Origin of the sequence: Agromyces cavernae (genome assembly GCF_021044935.1) — a bacterium.
In the GTDB taxonomy this organism is placed as follows: Bacteria; Actinomycetota; Actinomycetes; order Actinomycetales; family Microbacteriaceae; genus Agromyces; species Agromyces cavernae.
Genome location: NZ_JAJNMP010000004.1, coordinates 448,662 through 470,609, shown reverse-complemented (window position 1 = coordinate 470,609; position 21,948 = coordinate 448,662). Strand labels below are relative to the sequence as shown.

Genomic DNA, 21,948 nt, shown 5'->3' with positions numbered 1-21,948 from the left:
CGCTGCGCCCCGAGGCACGTCGGTCAGGCGTCGGACCGGAGGCAGTGCAGGAATCGTCGCTTGTGGCAACCTTGTCACCCTACGCGGCGCCGCACGCACGCGGGCGCATGTCGGGTGCACGATGCGGTGAGCGGTGCGCTCCGTGCGGTGAACGGCGCCTCGCCGGTCGAGGAGCGAAGCGTCTCGAGACCCACCGGGGCCGGGAACCGAGGACCTCGGATGGGTCGAGGGATCGATCGAAGGTTCGATGCGACGCCGGAGGCCGCGTGGCTAGGCTTGGCGGCATGGATACCCTGATCTCGATTCTGCATGTCACCTCGGCCGTCTTCATCGTCGGGCCGATGGCGATCCTGCCCATGACCGCGATGCGCGCGGTGCGCGCCGGCAACGGCGGTCAGGTCGCCGTGCTCGCGAAGTCGACCATGGTGTTCAGCTGGCTGTCGCTCATCGTGTTCCTGCTCGGCTTCGGCGCGATGGGCATGGCCGATGAGGAGTTCGGGCTCACCTTCACGACCCCGTGGATCCTCTGGTCGATCATCCTCTACGTGATCGCGTTCGTGCTCAGCGTGTTCGTGGTCGTCCCCGCGATGCGGAAGGCCGCCGAAGCTCTGGCCGGCGATGCCGGATCGGGCGACGGCGCGGCCCAGGCCGGCTACCCGGCCATCGCGGCCGGCAGCGGCATCGTGTCGCTGCTGCTCGTCGCGGTGGTCGTGCTCATGGTCTGGAAGCCGTAGCCACCCGGTCGGTCGAGGAGCGAACCGTATCGAGACCACTCCCGAGGGTCTCGATACGGCGCTGGCGCGCCTACTCGACCGACCGCACGGCGCGGAGTGCGCGAGCGGTCGCGATCGCCGCTTCGGCGGCCTCGCGGCCCTTGTCCTCCTTCGAGCCGGGCAGCCCGGCTCGATCGAGGCCCTGCTGCTCGTCGTCGAGGGTGAGCACGCCGAAGCCGACGGGCTTGCCCGTGTCGAGGGCGACCCGGGTGAGCCCGTCGGTCGCCGCCGCCGACACGTACTCGAAGTGCGGGGTCCCGCCGCGGATGATCACGCCGAGCGCGACCACCGCGTCGGCGCCCGCCTCGAGGGCGGCCTTCGACACGACGGGCAGCTCGAAGCTGCCGGGCACGCGCGCGAGCGTGAACGACGCGCCCGACGCCTCGAGCGTGCGGGTCGCCCCGGCGATGAGCGCGTCGGTGATCCGGTCGTGCCAGCTGCCGGCGACGATCACGACCGAGAGGCCGCTGCCGTCGACGTCGAGTTCGGGGGATCCTGCTCCGCTCATGATGCGTGTCCTTCCAAGAGGGTCTCAGCCGCGGCGTCCGCGAGCTGCTGGTCGTCGATCGTGTGGCCCATGCGGTTGCGCTTGGTCTCGAGGTACCCGGTGTTGACGTCGACGACGCCCACCACGAGCGGCAGCCGCTCGACGACGTCGATGCCGTGCGCCTCGAGTTGGCGCACCTTCTCGGGGTTGTTCGTCAGCAGTCGAACGCGGTCGATGCCGAGGTCGGCGAGGATGCCGGTCGCGGCGCTGTAGTCGCGGGCGTCGATCGGCAGGCCGAGCGCGAGGTTCGCGTCGAGCGTGTCGAGGCCGTCCTCCTGCAGGCGATACGCCCGCAGCTTGTTGATGAGCCCGATGCCGCGGCCCTCGTGGCCGCGCAGGTAGACGACGACGCCGCCGTTGCGCTGGATCGTCGCGAGCGCGGCGTCGAGCTGCGGCCCGCACTCGCACTTGAGCGACCCGAACGCCTCGCCGGTCAGGCACTCGGAGTGCACGCGCACGATCGCGCCCGCGGCGTCGGCGGCGGGGTCGCCCGCGATGATGGCGACGTGGTCGGCGCCCGTGCTGCGGTCGCGGTAGGCGCGCACGGTGAACTCGCCGCGGTCGGTCGGCAGCGTGGTCTCGACCTCGAACGCGACGGGCGAGGATTCGGGAACGATCGCGGTCGCGGCATCCGCCCACGGGTCGCGACCGGTGTCGCGCAGCCAGTCGACGAGCGCCGCCACGGTCGTGACCGGCAGCCCCGCGCGCTCGCCGAGCGCGATGAGGGCGGGCAGCCGCATCATCTCGCCGCTGTCTTCCACGAGTTCGCCGATGACGCCCACGGGCGACAGGCCGGCGAGGCGCATGAGGTCGACCGTGGCCTCGGTGTGCCCGGCGCGCTCGCGCACGCCCCCGTCGACCGCACGCAGCGGCAGGATGTGCCCGGGGCGCTGCAACGACTCGGGCGTCGAGGTCGGCTCGGCCAGCACGCGCAGGGTGTGGGCGCGGTCGGAGGCGCTGATCCCGGTCGACGTGCGGTCGGCGGCGTCGACCGAGATGGTGTACGCGGTCGAGCGCGGGTCCTGGTTGCGCTCGGTCATGAGCGGCAGCTCGAGCCGATCGGCCACGGAGTTCGGCATCGGCGCGCAGAGATAGCCGCTCGTGTGGCGCACCATCCAGGCGATCCATTCCTGGGTCGCGAACTGCGCCGCCATGATGGCGTCGCCCTCGTTCTCACGACCCTCGTCGTCGGCGACGATGACGGGTTTTCCCGCGCGCAACGCGTCGAGGACTTCGGGAATGGTTGCCAGGCTCATTCGGCACCTCCGGTGCTGTGGATGGATGACGGGATCTCGACCGATTCGGTGCCGAGGCGGCCGGCGAAGCGCAGCATGCGGTCGACCTGGCGGGCGAGGATGTCGGTCTCGATGTTCACGCGGTCGCCGACGACGCGGTCGCCGAGCGTGGTCGCGGTGAGGGTCTCGGGGATGAGCGACACCTCGAACCACGAGCCGTCGGGCTCGTCGCCGATCGCGCTCACGGTGAGCGAGACGCCGTCGACCGCGATCGAGCCCTTGTCGACGACGAGCGGCGCGTGCGCCGCGTCGAGCGAGAAGCGGATGACCCGCCACGCGTCGCCCGGACGGATCTCGAGCACCCGTGCCGTGCCGTCGATGTGGCCCTGCACGATGTGCCCGCCGAGCCGGTCGCCCACCTGTGCGGCGCGCTCGAGGTTCACCGCCAGCCCTTCGCCGGCGGTATCGAGGGTCGACATCGCGAGCGTCTGGGCCATCACGTCGGCGGTGAAGCCCTCGGCGTCGAACTCGATGACCGTGAGGCACACGCCCGAGACCGAGATCGAGTCGCCGTGCTTCACGCCCTCGACGACGAGCGGCCCGCGCACGCTCAGGCGGGCGGCGTCGTCGGTTCGCTCGACGCGCGTGACGGTGCCGCGCTCCTCGATGATTCCGGTGAACATGTCAGTTCCTCTCGTCGGTGCTGGTCGAAGCATCTGTGCCGGTCGAGGGGCGCGCAGCGCCGCTGGAGGCCGGGTGCGCGACGAGCAGTACGTCGTCGCCGAGCCGTTCGATGTCGGTGAATACGAAGCGCCGCGCGCCGTCGATGGACTCGATGCCCAGGTCGCCGAGCGCGAGTCGCGGGCCGCCGAGCAGGGCGGGCGCGAGGTAGACGAGCAGTTCGTCGACGAGGCCTGCCGCGATGAAGGCGCTCGCGAGCGTCGGCCCGCCCTCGATGAACAGCGATCGGATGCCCCGGCGCTGGAGTTCCTCGAGATCTGCGGCCAGGTTGGTGCCGGTGAAGAACATGGGCGCGTGCGGGTGACGGGTGACCGATGCGTCGGCCGGAACCGCGCGTCGGCCGAACACCACGGGCGTGGGCTGCGCGTCGTAGAACTGGCCGCCGGGATCACGCGCGGTGAGTGCCGGATCGTCGGCGAGCACCGTGCCCGTGCCGACGGCGATGGCGTCGGCGCCGGAACGTCGGCGGTGCACGTCGGCCCGCGCGGCCGCGCCCGTGATCCATTGGCTCGTTCCGTCGGCGGCTGCGGCGCGGCCGTCGAGGCTCGACGCCCATTTCACGATCACGCGGGGGCGGCGGTTGCGAGCGGCGAACAGCCAGTCCTCGAGCAGGGCCTCGGCCTCGGCGGCGAGCACGCCGCCCGTGACCTCGACGCCCGCGTCGCGCAGGCGTTGCGCGCCGCCCGAGGAGTGGTCGCCGGGGTCGGCGACGGCGTAGACGACGCGCGCGACACCGGCCTCGATCAGGGCGGCGGCGCAGGGCCCGGTGCGGCCGATGTGGTTGCACGGCTCGAGGGTGACCACCGCAGTGGCGCCTTCCGCGGCACCCGGGGCGAGCTTCGAGAGGGCGTCGACCTCGGCGTGGGCCGTGCCCGCTCCGCGGTGCCAGCCCTCGGCGATGACCCCGCCGGCGCGCGAGAGGATCACGCAGCCGACCCGCGGGTTCACCCCGCGCGAGGGGCCGCGCGTGGCGAGCTCGAGCGCGCGGCGCATCGCCGCGGCATCCGCCATCGTGTGCGCTCCCGTGGTCATCCCTCGTCCTGCCTTCAGGGCTCCGGGGATGCTCGGCGCAGCCGAACAGGTCGACGACGCTGCGCGTCGCCGACACGTGCCGCCTCCCATCCGGACTTTCACCGTCGGTACCGGAATTCCACCGGTTCAACCGAATGCGCCCGATCTCTCGATCGAACGCGCCCGGCTCGCGGACTATAACCGCCGGTTCGGAATTGCACCGACCCCGGAGCACGTTTGTCGTGTCGATTCTACGTCAACGCGTGTGACCGAGAACTATTCCCGCCTCGTCAGGCGTCAACCGTCACGTGACTCGATCAGGGCGCGGGCCGTACCTTCATCGACGATGAGGTCGGTGATGAGCCCCGCGGCGAGTGCCCCGCGGAGGCTTGCGATCTTGGCCCTGCCCGAGACGACGCAGACCCGGCGCGGCGCACGCCGCAGGACCGAGAAATCGGGACCCGTCGCACGTTCGTTCAATGCGATGCCATCGCTCGAGCCGTCGGCCCGGTAGAACACGGTGGCGACGTCGCCGACGACGCCGTCGCGGCTGAGCGCCTCGTAGTCCGCGCGCTCGAGGTAGCCGCCCTGGTAGACGTGGCTCGGCACCTCGGCGAACGGCGAGCCGAGGCCGAACAGCGCGACATCCATGCGACTCTGCAGGTCGAGCAGGCGCCGCGTCGAACGTTCGCGCCAGAATGCCCGCCTGGTCTCGGGGTCATCGAAGAAGGCGGGCACGGGGAACTGCTGCACGTGCGCACCGAACGCGTCGCCGAAGCGGCGCAGCAGCTCGCTCGCATAGAGAATGCCGGTCGTGCGCAGGTTGCCGGCACCGTTGAGCTGCACGATCTCGGTGTTGTGGGTCGCCTTCGGCACGAGATGACGGCTCATGGCCGTCATCGTCGATCCCCACGCGATGCCGATCGTCTGGTTCGAGTCCACGTACTGGCCGAGAATCCGTGCAGCCGAGAGCGCGACGCGGTCGAGCCGGTCGACGTCGCTCGCGTGGTCGGGCACGGGGACGACGTGCGCGTGCACCTCGTGATGCTCGAGGATCTCCTGCTCGAGCCGGCTCGGCAGGTCGAGCGGCGAGTGGATCGAGATCTCGACCAGCCCGCTCGCCCGGGCATGGCTCAAGAGGCGTGAGATCGAGGATCGCGAGGTGTGCAGCTCGTGCGCGATCGCGTCCATCGTGAGGTCCTGCATGTAGTAGAGGTGCGCGGCCCGCAGTGCGTCGCGCGTCTTGCCCGACACCGTCTCAGTCTCGCCCGGCTCGTTCTCGATCATCCTGCTCTCCCATTGCACATATGTGCATGCGGCTTGCAATAGCGTGCGCGCATGCTCACGATGTATTCATCCACACCGGACCCGCCGGCGCAAGCCGATCGCGGCCGATGGATTCGCATCGAGTACCCACCGCATCGAGAAGAGGACAGCGATGTCTGCGAACCCCACGATCACGCAGCGACACCGCGACGGTCGCGCCCCGCGCCTCCGCCCCGAGGTCGCAGACCTCCGCGCCCGTCCGACTGCCGACGTCGTCGTCATCGGCGCCGGCATCAACGGCATCGCCACCTTCCGAGACCTCGCCCTGCAGGGCGTCGACGTGGTGCTCGTCGAGCGCGACGACTTCGTCTCTGGCGCATCGTCGGCCTCGTCGCACATGATCCACGGCGGCATCCGGTACCTCGAGAACGGCGAGTTCCGGCTCGTCCAGGAGTCGGTGCAGGAGCGCAACGCGCTCATCCGGATCGCCCCGCACTACGTCAAGCCGCTCGAGACGACCGTGCCGATCTTCTCGACGTTCTCGGGCATCCTCTCCGCGCCCCTGCGGTTCCTGACGCATCGGCAGGGCAAGCCCACCGAGCGCGGCGCCGCGCTCATCAAGGCCGGCCTGACCATCTACGACGCCTTCTCGCGCGACGGGGGAGCGGTGCCCCGCCACCGTTTCCACGGCCGCGGACGCTCGCTCGCCGAGCTGCCTGCCCTCAACCCCGACGTCAAGTACACCGCGACCTACTACGACGCCAGCATGCACGATCCCGAACGGCTCGCCCTCGATGTACTCTTCGACGGCCTCGCCGCGGGTCCGCGCGCCCGCGCCGCCAACCACCTCGAGGCGATCGGACTCGGCGCCGACGGAGTGCGCGTGCGCGACGGGCTCACCGGCGAGGAGTTCGCGATCGCCGCCGACGTCGTCGTCAACGCGTCGGGACCCTGGACCGATCTCACGAACGCGCGGCTCGGTCGCGCGTCGCGGTTCATGGGCGGCACCAAGGGATCGCACATCGTGCTCGACAACCCGAAGTTGCTCGAAGCGACCGCGGGCCGCGAGATCTTCTTCGAGCACGAGGACGGGCGGATCGTGCTCATCTACCCGCTCAAGGGCCGGGTCATGGTCGGCACGACCGACCTCGAGCACGACATGCGACAGCCCGCGGTGTGCACCGACGAGGAGGTCGACTACTTCTTCGAGCTCATCGCGCACGTTTTCCCAGCCATCCGGGTCGATCGGTCGCAGATCGTCTACCGCTTCTCGGGAGTGCGGCCGTTGCCGCGCCACGACGACACGCAGCCCGGGTTCGTGAGCCGCGACTACCGCATCGAGCGGGCGGATGTCGCGGAGGAGCGGCCGGGAACGACACTGTTGAGCCTCGTCGGCGGCAAGTGGACCACGTTCCGGGCCCTCGCAGAGCACCTGTCGGATGAGGTCCTGGGGCTCCTCGGGCGGGAGCGCGTGCGCTCCACGAAGGGACTCGCGATCGGCGGCGGCGCGGCGTTCCCGGCGACCGACGACGCCCGCCGGGTGTGGGTCGTGTCGCACGGCGACGAGGTCGGCAACGCCCGGGCCGAGGCGCTCCTCGAGCGGTACGGCACCCGCGCCTCCGACCTGCTCGGCGAGGTCGAGGGCGCCGAGGATCTCGCGCTCGACCACCACGCCGGGTACACCCGGGGCGAGATCCGCTGGCTCGTTCGAAACGAGCGCGTCGTGCACCTGCTCGACCTCGTGCAGCGCCGCACCAGCATCGCGTTCACCGGGACCCTGACGGCGCCCCTCCTCGTGGAGCTCGCCGACCTCGTCGCCGCCGAGCTGGAGTGGGACGCCGAGCGGCGTAACGCCGAGGTCGCGCACGCGCGCAGCGTGCTCGCCGATCGCCACGGCGTCGTACTCGCTCAGCTGGCAACTCCCGTGGGTTGAGGAGCGCCCGAGGAGGACGCGTCTCGAAACCCTCGCCCGAATGACGGCGGGTATCGAGACGTTGGTCTCGAGACGGCGCTTCGCGCCTCCTCGACCCGGCGCCTGTGTCGCTCCTCAACCCACGAGTGAATCTGCACAGACGTGCATCCAGAACCGCCTGATTCGGCGCCGATGGCCCGGTAGCTTCATCGAGGCCGGCATGGTCCGGTGCCCCCGGCGGGCGGATGCGACATCCGTTCGCCCACTCTCGAAGGAAAGGTCAACGTGGACAATCTCGGAATCGTGTTCCTCTCGGAACTCGTCGGCACGGCACTGCTGGTGCTGCTCGGCTGCGGCGTCGTCGCCAATGTCGCGCTCGCGAAGAACAAGGGCTTCGGCGGCGGGTTCCTGATGGTGAACTTCGGCTGGGGCCTCGCGGTCTTCGCGGGCGTCATCGTCGCGTACGCGTCGGGAGCCCACCTGAACCCCGCCGTCACCCTCGGGCTCGTCGCCAACGGCGCGCCCGAGTTCGGCAACCCGGCGTTCGGCACGGGGGTGCCGGTCGACGTCGTGTCGGTGCTGGCCTACATCACGGCCCAGTTGCTCGGCGCGTTCCTCGGTGCCGTCATCGCGTGGCTCGCCTACAAGCAGCACTTCGACGCCGAGCCCGAGCCCGCGAACAAGCTCGGGGTCTTCTCGACCGGCCCCGCGATCCGCTCCTACGGCTGGAACCTCGTCACCGAGATCATCGGCACCTTCGTGCTCGTGTTCGTCGTCATCGGTTTCGGGCGCAACGGCGACGCCTCCGGCCTCGCCGCGCTCGGCGCGCTGCCCGTCGCGCTCCTCGTGGTCGGCATCGGTGCCTCGCTCGGCGGCCCGACCGGATATGCGATCAACCCCGCCCGCGACCTCGGCCCGCGCATCGCGCACGCCGTGCTCCCGATCGCCGGCAAGGGCGGGTCCGACTGGGCCTACTCGTGGGTTCCCGTCGTCGGCCCGATCATCGGCGGGCTGCTCGCCGGCTGGGCCGCGATCCCGCTGCTGCCGCTCCTCGGCTGAGCCGCGGCATCCGATCACCTCTCCTCTCACCATTCACTGAAAGCAACGGAGTTTCTCAGATGGCCGACTACGTCCTCGCGATCGACCAGGGCACCACCTCATCGCGCGCGATCATCTTCGACAAGGCCGGATCGATCGTCTCGACCGGGCAGCTCGAGCACGAGCAGATCTTCCCCAAGGCCGGCTGGGTCGAGCACGACCCGGCCGAGATCTGGCGCAACACGGGGGAGGTCATCGGGCAGGCGCTCGGCAAGGCCAACCTCACCAGGCACGACATCGCCGCGGTCGGAATCACGAACCAGCGCGAGACCGCCGTGGTCTGGGACCGCACCACGGGCGAGCCCGTCTACAACGCGATCGTCTGGCAGGACACCCGCACGCAGGCGATCGTCGACCGCCTCGCCGCCGACGGCGGCGTCGAGCGCTTCAAGCACCAGGTCGGACTGCCGCTCGCGACCTATTTCTCGGGCACGAAGATCGTGTGGATCCTCGAGAATGTGCCCGGCGCACGCGAGAAGGCCGAGGCCGGCGACCTGCTGTTCGGCACGACCGACACCTGGGTGCTGTGGAACCTCACCGGCGGTGTCGAGGGCGGCGTGCACGCGACGGATGTCACGAACGCGAGCCGCACGATGTTCATGGACCTCGAGACCCTGCAGTGGGACGACGAGATCCTCGCGGCATTCGGCGTGCCGCGTTCGATGCTCCCCGAGATCAAGTCGTCGTCGGAGGTCTACGGCGTCGCGAACGAGCACTCGCTCCTGCGCGAGACGCCGATCGCCGGCATCCTCGGCGACCAGCAGGCCGCGACCTTCGGGCAGGCCGCCTTCGACGCCGGCGAGGCGAAGAACACGTACGGCACGGGCAACTTCCTCATCTTCAACACCGGTGAGGAGATCGTCCACTCCAGGAACGGGTTGCTCACGACCGTCGGATACAAGCTCGGCGATCAGCCCGTGCACTATGCGCTCGAGGGGTCGATCGCCGTCACGGGCTCGCTCATCCAGTGGCTGCGCGACAACGTGGGACTCATCTCGTCGGCGTCCGAGGTCGAGGACCTCGCGAAGTCGGTCGAGGACAACGGCGGCGCGTACTTCGTGCCCGCGTTCTCGGGGCTCTTCGCGCCGTACTGGCGCCCCGACGCGCGCGGCGCGCTCGTGGGCCTCACGCGGTACGTGAACAAGGGACACCTCGCCCGTGCGGCCCTCGAGGCGATCGCGTTTCAGACCCGCGACGTGGTCGGGGCCGTGAATGCCGACGCGGGGATCGACCTCACCGAGCTGCGCGTCGACGGCGGGGCGACCGCCAACGACACCCTGCTGCAGTTCCAGGCCGACATCCTCGGCGTGCCGGTGGTGCGCCCCGTCGTGGCCGAGACCACCGCGCTCGGCGCGGCCTACGCGGCCGGCCTCGCGGTCGGCTTCTGGTCGGGGCTCGACGACCTGCGCGCGAACTGGCAGGAGGATCGTCGCTGGACGCCCTCGATGGAGGCGGGCGAGCGCGAACGGCTCGACCGCAACTGGAAGAAGGCCGTCTCGAAGACCCTCGACTGGGTCGACGACGACGTCGCATAGGCCTCACCGCAGGTACGGTGGGACGACGGGTCGGGCGCATGGGGGTGCGCCCGGCCCGTTCTCGTGTCGTGGCGCGCCGCGCAGCGGTTGCGTCGCGTCGCGTCGCGTCGCGGCGCGGCGCCGCGGCGCCGCGCCGCTCAGGCGAAGCGTGCGGCGAGCAGCGGTGCGAGCTCGGTGAGCGAAGAGATCTCGACGACGCCGACCGACGACGCCGACGCCGCTTCGTCGTCGGCCATTGCTGCGCCCGTGCGATTCAGCCACACGCCCAGGATTCCCGCCGCGCCTGCTCCGACGGCGTCGGTGACGAGCCGGTCGCCGACGTAGGCTGCGGCGGTGACCGGTGAGTCGGCCTCGAAGCGCGCGACCGCCGACTCGAAGATGGCGGGATCGGGCTTCGTGATGCCGACATCGCCCGAGGCGATGACGTGGGCGAACCGGTCGAGAATCCCGAGTCGCTCGAGCTTCGCCCGCTGGAAGCCGAGCTCGCCATTCGTGATGATGCCGAACCGCACACCCTGCAGCGCCTCGTGGATGGCGTCGAGAGCCGGCAGCGCGTCGTCGTGCAGCGACCACGACTCGCGATAGCGCTCGAAGTAGCGGGCGAACCATGCGCCAGCGGCGAGTTCGTCGAGCTCTTCACCGTGCGCGAGCGCGAATTCGCGAGCCCGCGCCCGGCGCTGGCCTTCGAAGGTCAGCCGGCCCGCAAGGTAGGCGTGGTAATGCTCTTCTTCGAGGTCGTGCCAGAGCTGCTGTGCAGTGGCGCGCTCGGCCTCGTATGCCCGTTCGGCCATATGCAGCGCGATGCCCGCGTCGACCGCGGCGTGGTGTGCCATGAGGGTGTCGTCGAGGTCGAACAGCACGATCGGCGACCCCGCGACGGTCATCGCGTGCTCCCGAGGATCGGTTCCCAGCTCGCGTACGCATCGGCGTCGACGACGGCTCCGCGCTCGGCGCACCAGCCCGGCAGGGGAGCGCCGTCGCGCCCGGGAACGGTAGAATCGACGGGCGTCGTGCGGCGGAATCCCGCTGCGCGCGCCACCATCGTCGACGCGAGGTTGCCTTCGTTCGCCCGCCAGACGACGACCTCGAGGCCGCGCAGGCCGCCGTCGAGTGCCCACTCGCACACGGCGTTCGTCGCCTCGGCCATGTAGGCCGAACCGCGGTGCTCGGCGCCGAGCCAGAATCCGAGCTCGCCGCGCTCGGAGCGCAAGCTGATCACGCCGATGAGCGGCCCGCCTTCGGCGGTGCGGAGGGCCCAGGTCAGTTCGGACCCGGACTCCCACGCGGCGGGGACGTACTCGGTGAGGAAACCGCGCGCATGCTGCTCGGTGTACGGCCACGGTGTCGTGAGAAATCGCTCGAAGAGCGGGTCCTGGCAGTAGTGAGTGACCAGCTCGATGTCGCGTTCGACTGGCAGGTCGAGCACGAGTCGCGCTGTGCGCAGGGTCACCGGCATCATGTCAGCCCCGACGCACGAAGCCGACACGGTCGTAGACCTCGCGCAGGATGCGTTCCGCGCGCTCCGACGCGCGCTCGGCACCGACCGCGAGCAGCCGGTCGAGCTCTGCCGGATCTTCGAGCAGCTCGAGGGTGCGTGCGCGGATGGGCGTGAGCCGGTCGACGACGACCTCGGCGAGCTCCTTCTTGAGGTCGCCGTAGCCGCGCCCGTCGTAGCGTCGCTCGAGCTCGGCGATGGACTCGCCGGTCGTCGCCGCGTAGATATCGAGCAGGTTCGAGATGCCGGGCTTCGTCTCGGGGTCGTACCTGATTTCGCGCTCGGTGTCGGTGACGGCGCTCTTGAACTTCTTCGCCGTGACCGCAGGGTCGTCCATGAGCTTCACGAGACCCGCCTCTGAGGTCGCCGACTTCGACATCTTGGCCCTCGGCTCCTGCAGGTCGTAGATGCGGGCCGACTCCTTGGGAATCAGCGCCTCGGGCACGACGAACGTCTCGCCGTAGCGGGAGTTGAAGCGCCCGGCGATGTCGCGCGTGAGCTCGAGGTGCTGGCGCTGGTCGTCGCCGACCGGCACGAGCTCGGTGCCGTAGAGCAGGATGTCGGCCGCCATGAGCACCGGGTACGTGAACAGGCCCACCGTGGTGGCCTCGGCGCCCTGCCTGGCCGACTTGTCTTTGAACTGCGTCATGCGGCTCGCCTCGCCGAAGCCGGTGATGGTGCCGAGCACCCACGCGAGCTCGGTGTGCGCCGGCACATGCGACTGCACGAAGAGGGTCGAGCGCTCGACGTCGACACCCGCGGCGAGGTACTGCGCGGCCGTACGACGAACGTTGTCGTGCAGCGCCTTCGGATCCTGCGCCACGGTGATCGCGTGCAGATCGACCACGCAGTAGATGGGGTCGTACTCGTCTTGCAGTGCGACCCAGTTGACGAGCGCGCCGAGATAGTTGCCGAGGTGGAGCGAGTCGCTCGAGGGCTGCATGCCCGAGAAGACGACCGGGCGGATGGAGGTCATGTATTCAGCGTCCTAAATGCGTGGGAGGAATGGTCAGATGGCGTAGTCGACGACGACCGGGGAGTGGTCGGACCATCGCTCGTCGTAGGCCGCGGCTCGGTCGACCGTGTACGACGTGACGGTCGCGGCGAGTGCCGGCGACGCCAGGTGGTAGTCGATGCGCCACCCGGTGTCGGTGTCGAACGCCTTGCCGCGCATCGACCACCACGTGTAGGGGCCGGGAACCTCGCCGGCTGCCCGGCGGCCCACGTCGACCCAGCCGAGGCCCGCGCCGGCGTTGTAGTCGGGTGCGTCTTCAGCACCAACGAACCGGTCGAAGTACTCGCGCTCGCGCGGCAGGAAGCCGGCCTTCTTGACGTTGCCCTTCCAGTTCTTGATGTCGAGCGTGCGGTGGCCGACGTTCAGGTCGCCGACGATGACCGCGAGCTCGGAGTGCTCGACGAGCCGGGGCATCCGCTCTTCCATCGCATCGAGGAATCGGTACTTCTCGACCTGCTTCGGCGTGCCGTCTTCACCGGAGTGCACGTACGCCGAGACGACAGTGAGGACCCGCCCGCCGACCTCGTAGTCGGCCTCGAGCCAACGGCCGGCGCTGTCGAAGTCGGGGGCGCCGAGTTCGACCCGGTGGATGTGTGCGCGGTTGCGGCTCGCGATCGCGACGCCGGCGCGGCCCTTCGCGGTCGCGGGATCGTGCAGGATGTCCCAGTCGTCACCGAGCAGCCCCTGGAGGTCTTCGATCGACGCGCGCACCTCTTGCATGGCGAGGATGTCGACGTCGCGAGCGGCCAGCCACTCGCCCATGCCCTTGCGGAACGAGGCGCGCACCCCGTTGACGTTGACGCTGGCGAGACGGAGGGGCTTCGCAGAGGGCATGCATTCGATCCTAGGGGAGGCCTCCGACGTGCTTTCGCGTCGCTTCACGAGGGGCGGATGCCTCGAGCTCGGCGAGCTCGGATTCGGCGCGGTCGAGGCGGCGCTTGGCCGCGAACCGCCCCATCCAGTTCGCGGCGGCCACGTCGGCGGTCGCCTCGCGAACACGCACGCGCGCCGCCGTGACGAGCGCCTCCTGCTCGCGCTCGAGCTGCTCGGCGGCAAGCTGCTCGGGCGTCACCTTGCGCAGCGACTCATGGGCGTCGGCGGCCTCGACGGCGATCCAGCTCGCCGCGACGAGGATGATGATGCTCGTGATGCGGAACCAGAGCAGCATTCCGATGAACACGGCGAACGTCGCGAGCAGCGGGTTCGTCGACGCCCGCCCGAGCAGGAACCCTCCGAGCAGCTGCAGCACCGACAGTGCCGCCGAACCCAGCAGCGAGCCGACCCACACGCGCCGCCAGGGCATGGCCGCCCCCGAGAGGAACCGGAACATGACGGCGAGGGCGAGCGTGTCGATCGCGAACACGACGAGGAACGCACCGGCCTGCACGAGGAGGTCGGACCAGCCCGAGTCGCTGTCGATCCCGAAGAGTCCGAGCAACCAGTCGAGGAACGACGTCGTCGCGACCGACAGGCCCGTGGCGACCAGGAGGATCGAGCCGAACGCCAACCCCGCGAGGAGATCCCGCGCCTTCAGCAGCACATAGGCCCTCATGTCCTTCGGCAGGCCGAAGATGCTGCGCACGGCGGTTCGCGCGTACGTGATCCACGCGATGGCGGTCCAGATCAGGCCGGCGAGGGCGACGGCGCCGGTCCAGCCGAAGAGGCTCGTGCTCTGGGTGGCGATCTCGGTGAGCTCCTCGGTCGTGAGCACACCGCTCGGGCCGATGAGCCCCGGCGCATAGGTATTGAGGAGTGTCACGAACGCGTCGAGGGTCGCGGGGTTGCCGGTGAGCCAGATGCCCGCGACCGCGAGCACCACGTACAGCGCCGCGAAGATCGCGAAGAGCGCCTGGTAGCTGAGCCCCGAGGAGAGGATGAACCCGTTCTGGTACAGGAAGTGCCGCCACACGCGAACCGGGAACAGTGCGAGCGTCTTCTGCGTGATCGTGCCGACCGTGCTGATCGGCTCCTCGAAGCGCTCGCGGATGGGCTCGGTGAACGCGTCGAACCGCTCCCTGGCCGACGTGCTCACCTCGCCGCCGTCATGCGGTGCGCCGGATGTCGCGGGGGGCACGTCGAGCGGGCGACCGTGGTCGCCGGAACGGCTCCCCGTGCGCTCGCTCACGCTGCCCCTCTCGCCGAGCGCGGAACCCTACGGCTTGCCGCGCATGACGGCCTGCTTGACCTCGGCGATCGCCTTCGTGACCTCGATGCCGCGCGGGCAGGCGTCGGTGCAGTTGAAGGTCGTGCGGCAGCGCCACACGCCCTCGGCGTCGTTGAGGATGTCGAGGCGCGTCTGGGCGTTGTCGTCGCGCGAGTCGAAGATGAAGCGGTGCGCGTTCACGATCGCGGCGGGGCCGAAGTACTGGCCGTCGGTCCAGAACACGGGGCACGAGGAGGTGCACGCGGCACAGAGGATGCACTTCGTGGTGTCGTCGAAGCGGGCACGCTCGGCGACCGACTGCACGCGCTCCTTGCCGGGCTCAGGCGTGCTGTTCGAGACCAGGAACGGCTGCACTTCGCGGAAGCTCGCGAAGAACGGCTCCATGTCGACGATGAGGTCCTTCTCGAGCGGCAGGCCCTTGATCGCCTCCACGTAGATGGGCTTCGAGATGTCGAGGTCCTTGATGAGCGTCTTGCAGGCCAGCCGGTTGCGGCCGTTGATGCGCATCGCATCGGAGCCGCAGATGCCGTGCGCGCACGAACGGCGGAACGTGAGCGAGCCGTCCTGCTCCCACTTGATCTTGTGCAGCGCGTCGAGCACGCGGTCGGTGGCGTACATCTCGACGTCGAAGTCCTGCCAGCGCGGCTCGGTGTCGACATCGGGGTCGAATCGCCGGATCAGGAAGGTGACCGTGAACGACTGGATTGCGGCCTCCGCGGCCGGCGGCTGCTCGAGCGTTGCAGTGCTCACGTCAGTACTTCCTCTCCATCGGCTGGTAGCGCGTCACGACGACCGGCTTCCAATCGAGCCGGATGTGGTCGGCCGCATCGGACGAGTGCGCGTCACCCGAGAGGTAGGCCATCGTGTGCTGCATGTAGTTGGCGTCGTCGCGGTCGGGGAAATCGTCGCGCATGTGGCCGCCGCGGCTCTCTCTGCGATTGCGCGCCGAGAACACGACGACCTCGGCGAGGTCGAGCAGGAACCCGAGCTCGACCGCCTCGAGCAGGTCGGTGTTGAACCGCTTGCCCTTGTCGTGCACCGCGATGTTCCGGTAGCGCTCGCGCAGTGAGGCGATGACCTGCGTGACGTGGGCGAGCGACTCGTCGGTGCGGAACACCTGGGCGCTGCGGTCCATCTCGTCCTGCAGCTCCTTGCGGATCGCGGCGATGCGCTCGGTGCCGTTCGAGCCGCGCAGCTGCGCGAGCAGGTCGCGCACGGCGCCGGCGGGGTCGTCGGGCAGGGGAGTGAAGTCGACCGTCTTGACGTACTCGACCGCGTTGTTGCCCGCGCGCTTGCCGAAGACGTTGATGTCGAGCAGCGAGTTCGTGCCGAGGCGGTTCGAGCCGTGCACCGAGACGCACGCGCACTCGCCCGCCGCATAGAGGCCGGGAACGACCGTGGTGTTGTCGCTGAGCACCTCGGCCTTGTTGTTCGTGGGGATGCCGCCCATGGCGTAGTGCGCCGTCGGCATCACCGGCACCGGCTCGAAGACCGGGTCGACGCCGAGGTACGTGCGCGCGAACTCGGTGATGTCGGGGAGCTTCGTCTCGAGCACCTCGGCGCCGAGGTGCGTGCAGTCGAGGTAGACGTAGTCCTTGTGCGGGCCGGCGCCTCGGCCCTCGGCCACCTCTTTCACCATGCACCGGGCGACGATGTCGCGCGGCGCGAGGTCTTTGATGGTGGGGGCGTAGCGTTCCATGAAGCGCTCGCCCGAGGCGTTGCGCAGGATGGCGCCCTCGCCTCGCGCGCCCTCGGTGAGCAGGATGCCGAGGCCGGCGAGCCCCGTGGGGTGGAACTGGAAGAACTCCATGTCCTCGAGCGGGAGGCCCTTGCGCCAGATGATGCCGACGCCGTCGCCGGTGAGCGTGTGCGCATTCGAGGTGGTCTTGTAGATCTTGCCGAAACCGCCCGTGGCGAAGATCACGGCCTTCGCCTGGAAGACGTGCAGCTCGCCCGATGCGAGGTCGTAGGCGACGACGCCCGAAGGCTTCCGCACGCCGTCGACCTCGGTCATCACGAGGTCGAGCACGTAGTACTCGTTGAAGAAGTTGATTCCGAGCTTCACGCAGTTCTGGAACAGGGTCTGCAGGATCATGTGGCCCGTGCGGTCGGCCGCGTAGCAGGCACGGCGAACGGGCGCCTTGCCATGGTCGCGCGTGTGGCCGCCGAAGCGGCGCTGATCGATCTTGCCCTCGGGGGTGCGGTTGAAGGGCAGGCCCATGTTCTCGAGGTCGATGACCGCGTCGATCGCCTCTTTCGCGAGGATCTCAGCCGCGTCCTGGTCGACGAGGTAGTCGCCGCCCTTGACGGTGTCGAAGGTGTGCCACTCCCAGCTGTCCTCCTCGACGTTGGCGAGTGCCGCGGCCATACCGCCCTGCGCCGCACCGGTGTGCGACCGGGTGGGGTACAGCTTCGAGATCACCGCGGTCTTCGCGCCGGGGCCTGCCTCGATCGCCGCACGCATGCCGGCGCCGCCGGCGCCCACGATGACGATGTCGAACTGGTGGTGGTGGACGCCGTCGATGATCTGGGTCTCGGCGTCGGCGGTCTGGGTGTTCACGGATCTCCTATGCGGAACAGAACGAGGGGAGCAGGTCGGCCGCGTCGGCTGCGACGGGAGGGCACGGGTCGAAGGTGAAGACGACGAGCGTGCCGAGCACGATGAGCACCGCGGCGGCGGCGAACAGGGCGCCCTTCAGTACCTTCTGCACGGCGCCGGGGTTCGTGTAGTCGTTCACGATCGTGCGCATGCCGTTGGTGCCGTGGATGAGCGCCAGCCAGAGCATCAGCACGTCCCACCACTGCCAGAACGGGTCGGCCCACTTGCCGGCGACGAAGCCGAAGTCGATGGCGCTCACGCCGTCGCCGACCAGGAGGTTCATGAACAGGTGGCCGAAGATGAGCACGATGAGCACGACGCCCGACGCGCGCATGTAGATCCAGCCCCACTTCTCCCAGTTGGTGCCGCGCTTGCGCGCGGGCCGCGCAGGGCTGCGGGGGGCTTCGATGGTGTCAGTCATGTCGCGACCCTTAGTGGCTGAAGACGTTGATGAGGTGCCGCGGCGTGAACGCGAGCATCGTAATGATCCACAGCGCGACGACGATGTAGAACAGCACCTTCTGATTGCGCGTGGCCCACGACCAGAAGTCGACGAGGATGATGCGCAGCCCGTTGAAGGCGTGGAACACGATGGCTCCGACGAGCGCGACCTCGCCGAGGCCCATGATGGGTGTCTGGTAGGTGCCGATCACCGCGTTGTACGCCTCGGGGCTCACGCGGACGAGGGCCGTGTCGAGGATGTGCACGAGCAGGAAGAAGAAGATGGCGACACCGGTGATGCGGTGCAGCACCCATGACCACATGCCCTCGCGACCGCGGTAGAGCGTGCCGCCCGGCTTCTCTCTCGCCGGCTTCGCGGGTGTGGCCAGGGTTCCTGCCGAGTTCTCTGGCATGAACAACCCTCCCTGGGATGGAACGTGCCCGAGCATGCGGGCATCCTGGGGCGCAGCGGCCCGATCCCGAGTGTAGTCCGACGGTCGAAGACGCGCCCCTTAGGTCTGCCTAATGTCTTGACGTCGAGACATCCGCCGAGCGACTGCCGCTCACCGCCGCCCGCTATCCTGAGCGGATGCATCTGGACCAGCCTCTCGACCGGTTCTACGCGGTCATCCCCGCGGGCGGTGTCGGCTCCCGGCTCTGGCCGCTCTCACGCGCCGACGCGCCGAAGTTCCTGCACGACCTGACCGGCTCCGGGCAGACCCTGCTGAAGGACACGTGGGACCGGCTCGCCCCGCTCTCGGGCGAGCAGCGCATCATGGTCGTCACCGGCCGTGCGCATCGCGCCGCGGTCGAAGCCCAGCTCCCCGGTCTGAGCGACGCCAACATCGTGCTCGAGAGCGAGCCGCGCGACTCGACGGCCGCGATCGGCCTCGCCGCTGCGATCCTCGAGCGCCGCGAGCCGGGGGTGATCATCGGCTCCTTCGCCGCCGACCACGTGATCTCCGGCGCTGCGCTCTTCCGGCAGGCCGTCGCCGAGGCGGTCGCCGCCGCCGGCGCCGGATACATCGCGACGATCGGCATCACCCCGACCGAGCCCGCGGTCGGGTTCGGCTACATCGAGTGCGGCGAGGCGCTCGACATCACAGGCGCCGAACACGCCGAGGCCGTGTCGAGCTTCGTCGAGAAGCCCGACCTCGAGACGGCCAAGCGCTACCTCGCCGGAGGACGGCACCTCTGGAACGCGGGGATGTTCATCGCCCGAGCCGACACGCTGCTCGCCGAGATCGCCCGCAACAAGCCCGACCTGCACGCCGGGCTCGTCGAGCTCGCGGCCGCCTGGGACGACCCGGCGACGCGCGGCCCGGCCGTCGACCGCATCTGGCCGGGACTCGAGAAGATCGCCATCGATTACTCGGTCGCCGAGCCGGCTGCGGCCGCCGGCCGACTCGCCGTCACCCGGGGCCACTTCCAGTGGGACGACGTGGGCGACTTCGCCTCGCTCGCGAAGCTCAACACCGCGGGACGGTCGGGCGAGCTCGCGATACTCGGCGAGAACGCGCGAGTGCTCGCCGACGCCTCGAGCGGCATCGTCGTGAGCCGGTCGAAACGGGTCATCAGCCTCATCGGCGTGCACGATATCGTCGTGGTGGACACACCCGACGCGCTCCTCGTCACCACGAGCGAGCACGCCCAGCGCGTCAAGGCGGTCGTCGACGCACTGCGGCTCGGCGGCTCGAGCGACGTGCTCTAGCAGAAACGAGGTAGCGGATGTCCCAGGGTCGGCGTTTCACCGTCGGGGCCGTGCTGGTCGCGACATCCGCTCTGCTCGTCTCGTGCGCACCCGCACCCGACGCGGGCGACGGGGTCGCGGCATCCGAGACGTGCGTTCGCATGGTGACGAACTCCGGCGGCCTCGAGGACCGTTCGTTCAACCAGTCGACGTGGGAGGGCCTGCAGGCGGCCGAAGACGAGTTCGGCGTCGAGGCCGAGGCGCTCGTCTCGACCGGCGAGACCGATCTCGCCCCCAACGTCGAGCAGGCCGTCGGGTCGGGTTGCGAGCTCGTCGTCACGGTCGGGTTCGAACTGGCCGAGTCCACGCTCGACCAGGCCGGCAAGAACCCCGACCTCGCGTTCGCGATCGTCGACGAGATCGTCACGGCGCCCAACGTGAAGCCCGTCATCTTCGACACCGCCCAGGCGTCGTACCTCGCGGGCTACCTCGCGGCGGGAGTCTCGAAGACCGGCGTCGTCGCCACGTTCGGCGGCGGCAACCAGCCGCCCGTGACCCTGTTCATGGACGGCTTCGTCGACGGCGTCGCCAAGTACAACGAGGCGCACGGCACGAACGTGCGCGCCCTCGGCTGGGACAAGGCGGCGCAGGACGGCGCGTTCACGGGCGACTTCGAGGACATCAACAAGGGCAAGGCCCTGAGCGAGGGGTTCATCGACCAGGGCGCCGACGTGATCCTCCCCGTGGCCGGGCAGGTCGGCGAGGGGGCGGCGTCGGCGGCCGTCGAGCGCGGCGGGGTCTCGGTCATCTGGGTCGACAGCGACGGGTACGAGACCCTCACCGAGGCGTTCCGGCCCGTGATCCTCACGAGTGTGCTGAAGAACACGCAGGACGCGATGGTCGAGATCGTCGGTGACGTCGTCGACGACTCGTTCGTCAACGAGGCGTACGTCGGCACGCTCGAGAACGGCGGCGTCGAGATCGCGCCGTACCACGACCTCGCGCCGCTCGTCTCGGCCGAACTCGACGCCGAGATCGAGGGGCTTCGGGCGGCGATCATCGCCGGCGACATCGTGGTCGAATCGCCCAGCGCCCCCTGATCGAGCGCAGGCCGACCGGCCGGCCACCCCTGTTCGAGGGACCTCCGTGCTGCTCATATGAGCAGAAGATCGCGTCTTCATAACCATTGGGTCGCACCGGCGCAAACCACCATGGCGTGCGATGCAACTTTCGGTAACGTGACCTCGAACGCCCCCGGACCGATGGGGCAGCAGGACTCTGGAGGACACTGTGAAGGTCATGACCAAGAAGGCGGCCCTCGGCGGCCTTTCGCTGTTGGGCGCAGCCGCGCTGCTCGCCGGCTGTGCGTCGGCCCCCGAGGAATCGACTGAGACCGGGGCCGCGGTGCCCGACTTCCAGCCGTGCATGGTGTCCGACGCGGGCGGGTTCGACGACAAGTCGTTCAACCAGCTCAGCTTCGAGGGCCTCACGCAGGCATCCGAAGAGCTCGGCGTCGAGCCGATCACGGTCGAGTCGCAGGCCGAGACCGACTACGCGCCCAACCTCGTCAGCCTCGTCGACCAGGGCTGCGACCTGATCGTCACGGTGGGCTTCGCGCTCTCGGCCGCCACGGTCGAGTCCGCGCTCGCGAACCCCGACCTCGAGTACGTCATCATCGACGACGCGGCCGACAACGACTTCAACGGCGAGATCGACGCCCCGAACATCAAGCCGATCCTCTTCGACACCGCGCAGGCGGCGTTCCTCGCCGGCTACGCGGCGGCCGACTTCACGACGACCAACAAGGTCGGCACCTTCGGCGGCATGAACTTCCCGACCGTGTCGATCTTCATGGACGGCTTCAAGCAGGGCGTCGACTACTACGCCGAAGAGAAGGGCAAGGCGGTCACGGTCCTCGGCTGGGACGGCACCGACGGCCTCTTCACCGGTGGCTTCGAGGCGAACGACACCGCTCGCCAGACCGCGCAGAGCCTGATCGACCAGGAGGTCGACGTGCTGCTGCCCGTCGGCGGCCCGATCTACCAGTCGGCCGCGGCGGCGATGCGCGAGGCCGGCCGCGACATCGCGATGATCGGTGTCGACGCCGACTTCACCGAGACCGACCCGTCGGTCGCCGACCTCATGCTCACCTCGATCCTCAAGCAGATCGATGTCGCCACCTACGAGTCCGTGCTCGCTGCGGGCAACGGTGAGTTCGACCCCGCGCCCTACATCGGCACGCTCGAGAACGAAGGCGTCGGCATCGCGCCGTTCCACGACTTCGAGACCGCGGTCTCCGACACGCTCCAGGGCGAGCTCGACGACCTGCAGGCCGCGATCATCGCGGGCGACGTGACCGTCGAGTCCTACCTCGCGGGCTGACCCGAGGGCATGCGAGCGGGGAGGTCGGCGGCTGCCGGCCTCCC

General features: G+C 69.6%; 21 protein-coding genes and 1 riboswitch. Of the genes, 7 read left to right on the top strand and 14 right to left on the bottom strand.

All coding sequences use genetic code 11. The features are described from left to right. The first annotated feature begins 284 nt into the window (after positions 1-284). Positions 285-734: a DUF2269 family protein gene (locus tag LQ757_RS17755; protein WP_231048602.1), complete on the top strand. Its 450-nt coding sequence runs from the start codon at positions 285-287 to the stop codon at positions 732-734. A gap of 70 nt (positions 735-804) precedes the next feature. Here LQ757_RS17755 and ribH read toward each other — a convergent pair whose 3' ends face one another. From ribH to LQ757_RS17730, 5 genes are all read right to left on the bottom strand, one after another. After that, on the bottom strand, positions 805-1,281 hold the full coding sequence (ribH, locus tag LQ757_RS17750) for a 6,7-dimethyl-8-ribityllumazine synthase (protein WP_231048601.1): 477 nt from the start codon (positions 1,279-1,281) through the stop codon (positions 805-807). Continuing rightward, positions 1,278-2,576, bottom strand: coding sequence for a GTP cyclohydrolase II (gene ribA / locus LQ757_RS17745; RefSeq protein WP_231048600.1), 1,299 nt, complete (start codon positions 2,574-2,576; stop codon positions 1,278-1,280). Before ribA ends, ribH begins: the two co-directional genes overlap by 4 nt. Then, positions 2,573-3,238, bottom strand: a complete 666-nt coding sequence (locus LQ757_RS17740; RefSeq protein ID WP_231048599.1) for a riboflavin synthase — start codon at positions 3,236-3,238, stop codon at positions 2,573-2,575. Before LQ757_RS17740 ends, ribA begins: the two co-directional genes overlap by 4 nt. A 1-nt stretch (position 3,239) precedes the next feature. Continuing rightward, positions 3,240-4,328 carry a bifunctional diaminohydroxyphosphoribosylaminopyrimidine deaminase/5-amino-6-(5-phosphoribosylamino)uracil reductase RibD gene (gene ribD / locus LQ757_RS17735; protein ID WP_231048598.1) on the bottom strand — a complete coding sequence of 363 codons (1,089 nt, stop codon included), beginning with the start codon at positions 4,326-4,328 and terminating at the stop codon, positions 3,240-3,242. Positions 4,329-4,400: 72 nt separating this feature from the next. Next, a riboswitch (FMN riboswitch) is annotated at positions 4,401-4,546 on the bottom strand. Between the two features lie 58 nt (positions 4,547-4,604). After that, positions 4,605-5,594, bottom strand: coding sequence for a sugar-binding transcriptional regulator (locus LQ757_RS17730; protein ID WP_231048597.1), 990 nt, complete (start codon positions 5,592-5,594; stop codon positions 4,605-4,607). Between the two features lie 151 nt (positions 5,595-5,745). Between LQ757_RS17730 and LQ757_RS17725 the strand changes: the two genes are divergently transcribed. The 3 genes from LQ757_RS17725 to glpK all read left to right on the top strand — a co-directional run bounded on the left by LQ757_RS17725 (position 5,746) and on the right by glpK (position 10,118). After that, positions 5,746-7,506 (top strand): glycerol-3-phosphate dehydrogenase/oxidase, encoded by a 1,761-nt coding sequence (locus tag LQ757_RS17725; RefSeq protein WP_231048596.1) that lies wholly within the window; start codon positions 5,746-5,748, stop codon positions 7,504-7,506. Between the two features lie 264 nt (positions 7,507-7,770). After that, positions 7,771-8,544, top strand: a complete 774-nt coding sequence (locus LQ757_RS17720; RefSeq protein ID WP_231048595.1) for an MIP/aquaporin family protein — start codon at positions 7,771-7,773, stop codon at positions 8,542-8,544. A 59-nt stretch (positions 8,545-8,603) separates the two neighbouring features. After that, positions 8,604-10,118, top strand: coding sequence for a glycerol kinase GlpK (gene glpK / locus LQ757_RS17715; protein ID WP_231048594.1), 1,515 nt, complete (start codon positions 8,604-8,606; stop codon positions 10,116-10,118). A gap of 137 nt (positions 10,119-10,255) precedes the next feature. Here glpK and LQ757_RS17710 read toward each other — a convergent pair whose 3' ends face one another. Genes LQ757_RS17710 through sdhC form a run of 9 tightly spaced genes read right to left on the bottom strand, consistent with a single transcriptional unit; the run spans position 10,256 to position 18,245 of the window. Continuing rightward, positions 10,256-11,002, bottom strand: coding sequence for an HAD family hydrolase (locus LQ757_RS17710; protein ID WP_231048593.1), 747 nt, complete (start codon positions 11,000-11,002; stop codon positions 10,256-10,258). Then, positions 10,999-11,577, bottom strand: a complete 579-nt coding sequence (locus LQ757_RS17705) for a GNAT family N-acetyltransferase (RefSeq protein ID WP_231048592.1) — start codon at positions 11,575-11,577, stop codon at positions 10,999-11,001. The genes LQ757_RS17710 and LQ757_RS17705 overlap by 4 nt, the downstream gene beginning before the upstream one ends. A 1-nt stretch (position 11,578) precedes the next feature. After that, entirely contained in the window at positions 11,579-12,589 is a 1,011-nt protein-coding gene (gene trpS / locus LQ757_RS17700; protein WP_231048591.1) for a tryptophan--tRNA ligase, read from the bottom strand. 33 nt (positions 12,590-12,622) lie between these two features. Further along, the gene (locus LQ757_RS17695; RefSeq protein WP_231048590.1) at positions 12,623-13,462 is read right to left on the bottom strand and encodes an exodeoxyribonuclease III; all 840 of its coding nucleotides are present in this window, start codon (positions 13,460-13,462) and stop codon (positions 12,623-12,625) included. Positions 13,463-13,472: 10 nt separating this feature from the next. Further along, complete coding sequence (locus LQ757_RS17690; protein WP_231048589.1) at positions 13,473-14,753, bottom strand: YhjD/YihY/BrkB family envelope integrity protein; 1,281 nt, start codon at positions 14,751-14,753, stop codon at positions 13,473-13,475. Positions 14,754-14,780: 27 nt separating this feature from the next. Further along, positions 14,781-15,542, bottom strand: coding sequence for a succinate dehydrogenase iron-sulfur subunit (locus tag LQ757_RS17685; RefSeq protein ID WP_231048588.1), 762 nt, complete (start codon positions 15,540-15,542; stop codon positions 14,781-14,783). A 1-nt stretch (position 15,543) separates the two neighbouring features. Beyond that, positions 15,544-17,352 carry a succinate dehydrogenase flavoprotein subunit gene (sdhA, locus tag LQ757_RS17680; protein WP_231048587.1) on the bottom strand — a complete coding sequence of 603 codons (1,809 nt, stop codon included), beginning with the start codon at positions 17,350-17,352 and terminating at the stop codon, positions 15,544-15,546. A gap of 7 nt (positions 17,353-17,359) precedes the next feature. Beyond that, complete coding sequence (locus LQ757_RS17675; protein ID WP_231048586.1) at positions 17,360-17,812, bottom strand: succinate dehydrogenase hydrophobic membrane anchor subunit; 453 nt, start codon at positions 17,810-17,812, stop codon at positions 17,360-17,362. Positions 17,813-17,822: 10 nt separating this feature from the next. Further along, complete coding sequence (gene sdhC / locus LQ757_RS17670; RefSeq protein ID WP_231048585.1) at positions 17,823-18,245, bottom strand: succinate dehydrogenase, cytochrome b556 subunit; 423 nt, start codon at positions 18,243-18,245, stop codon at positions 17,823-17,825. Positions 18,246-18,421: 176 nt separating this feature from the next. Between sdhC and LQ757_RS17665 the strand changes: the two genes are divergently transcribed. From LQ757_RS17665 to LQ757_RS17655, 3 genes are all read left to right on the top strand, one after another. Next, positions 18,422-19,543 carry a mannose-1-phosphate guanylyltransferase gene (locus LQ757_RS17665; protein WP_231048584.1) on the top strand — a complete coding sequence of 374 codons (1,122 nt, stop codon included), beginning with the start codon at positions 18,422-18,424 and terminating at the stop codon, positions 19,541-19,543. 17 nt (positions 19,544-19,560) lie between these two features. After that, positions 19,561-20,622, top strand: coding sequence for a BMP family lipoprotein (locus LQ757_RS17660; protein WP_231048583.1), 1,062 nt, complete (start codon positions 19,561-19,563; stop codon positions 20,620-20,622). A gap of 190 nt (positions 20,623-20,812) precedes the next feature. Continuing rightward, positions 20,813-21,904, top strand: a complete 1,092-nt coding sequence (locus LQ757_RS17655; RefSeq protein ID WP_372459673.1) for a BMP family lipoprotein — start codon at positions 20,813-20,815, stop codon at positions 21,902-21,904. Positions 21,905-21,948: the final 44 nt, after the last annotated feature.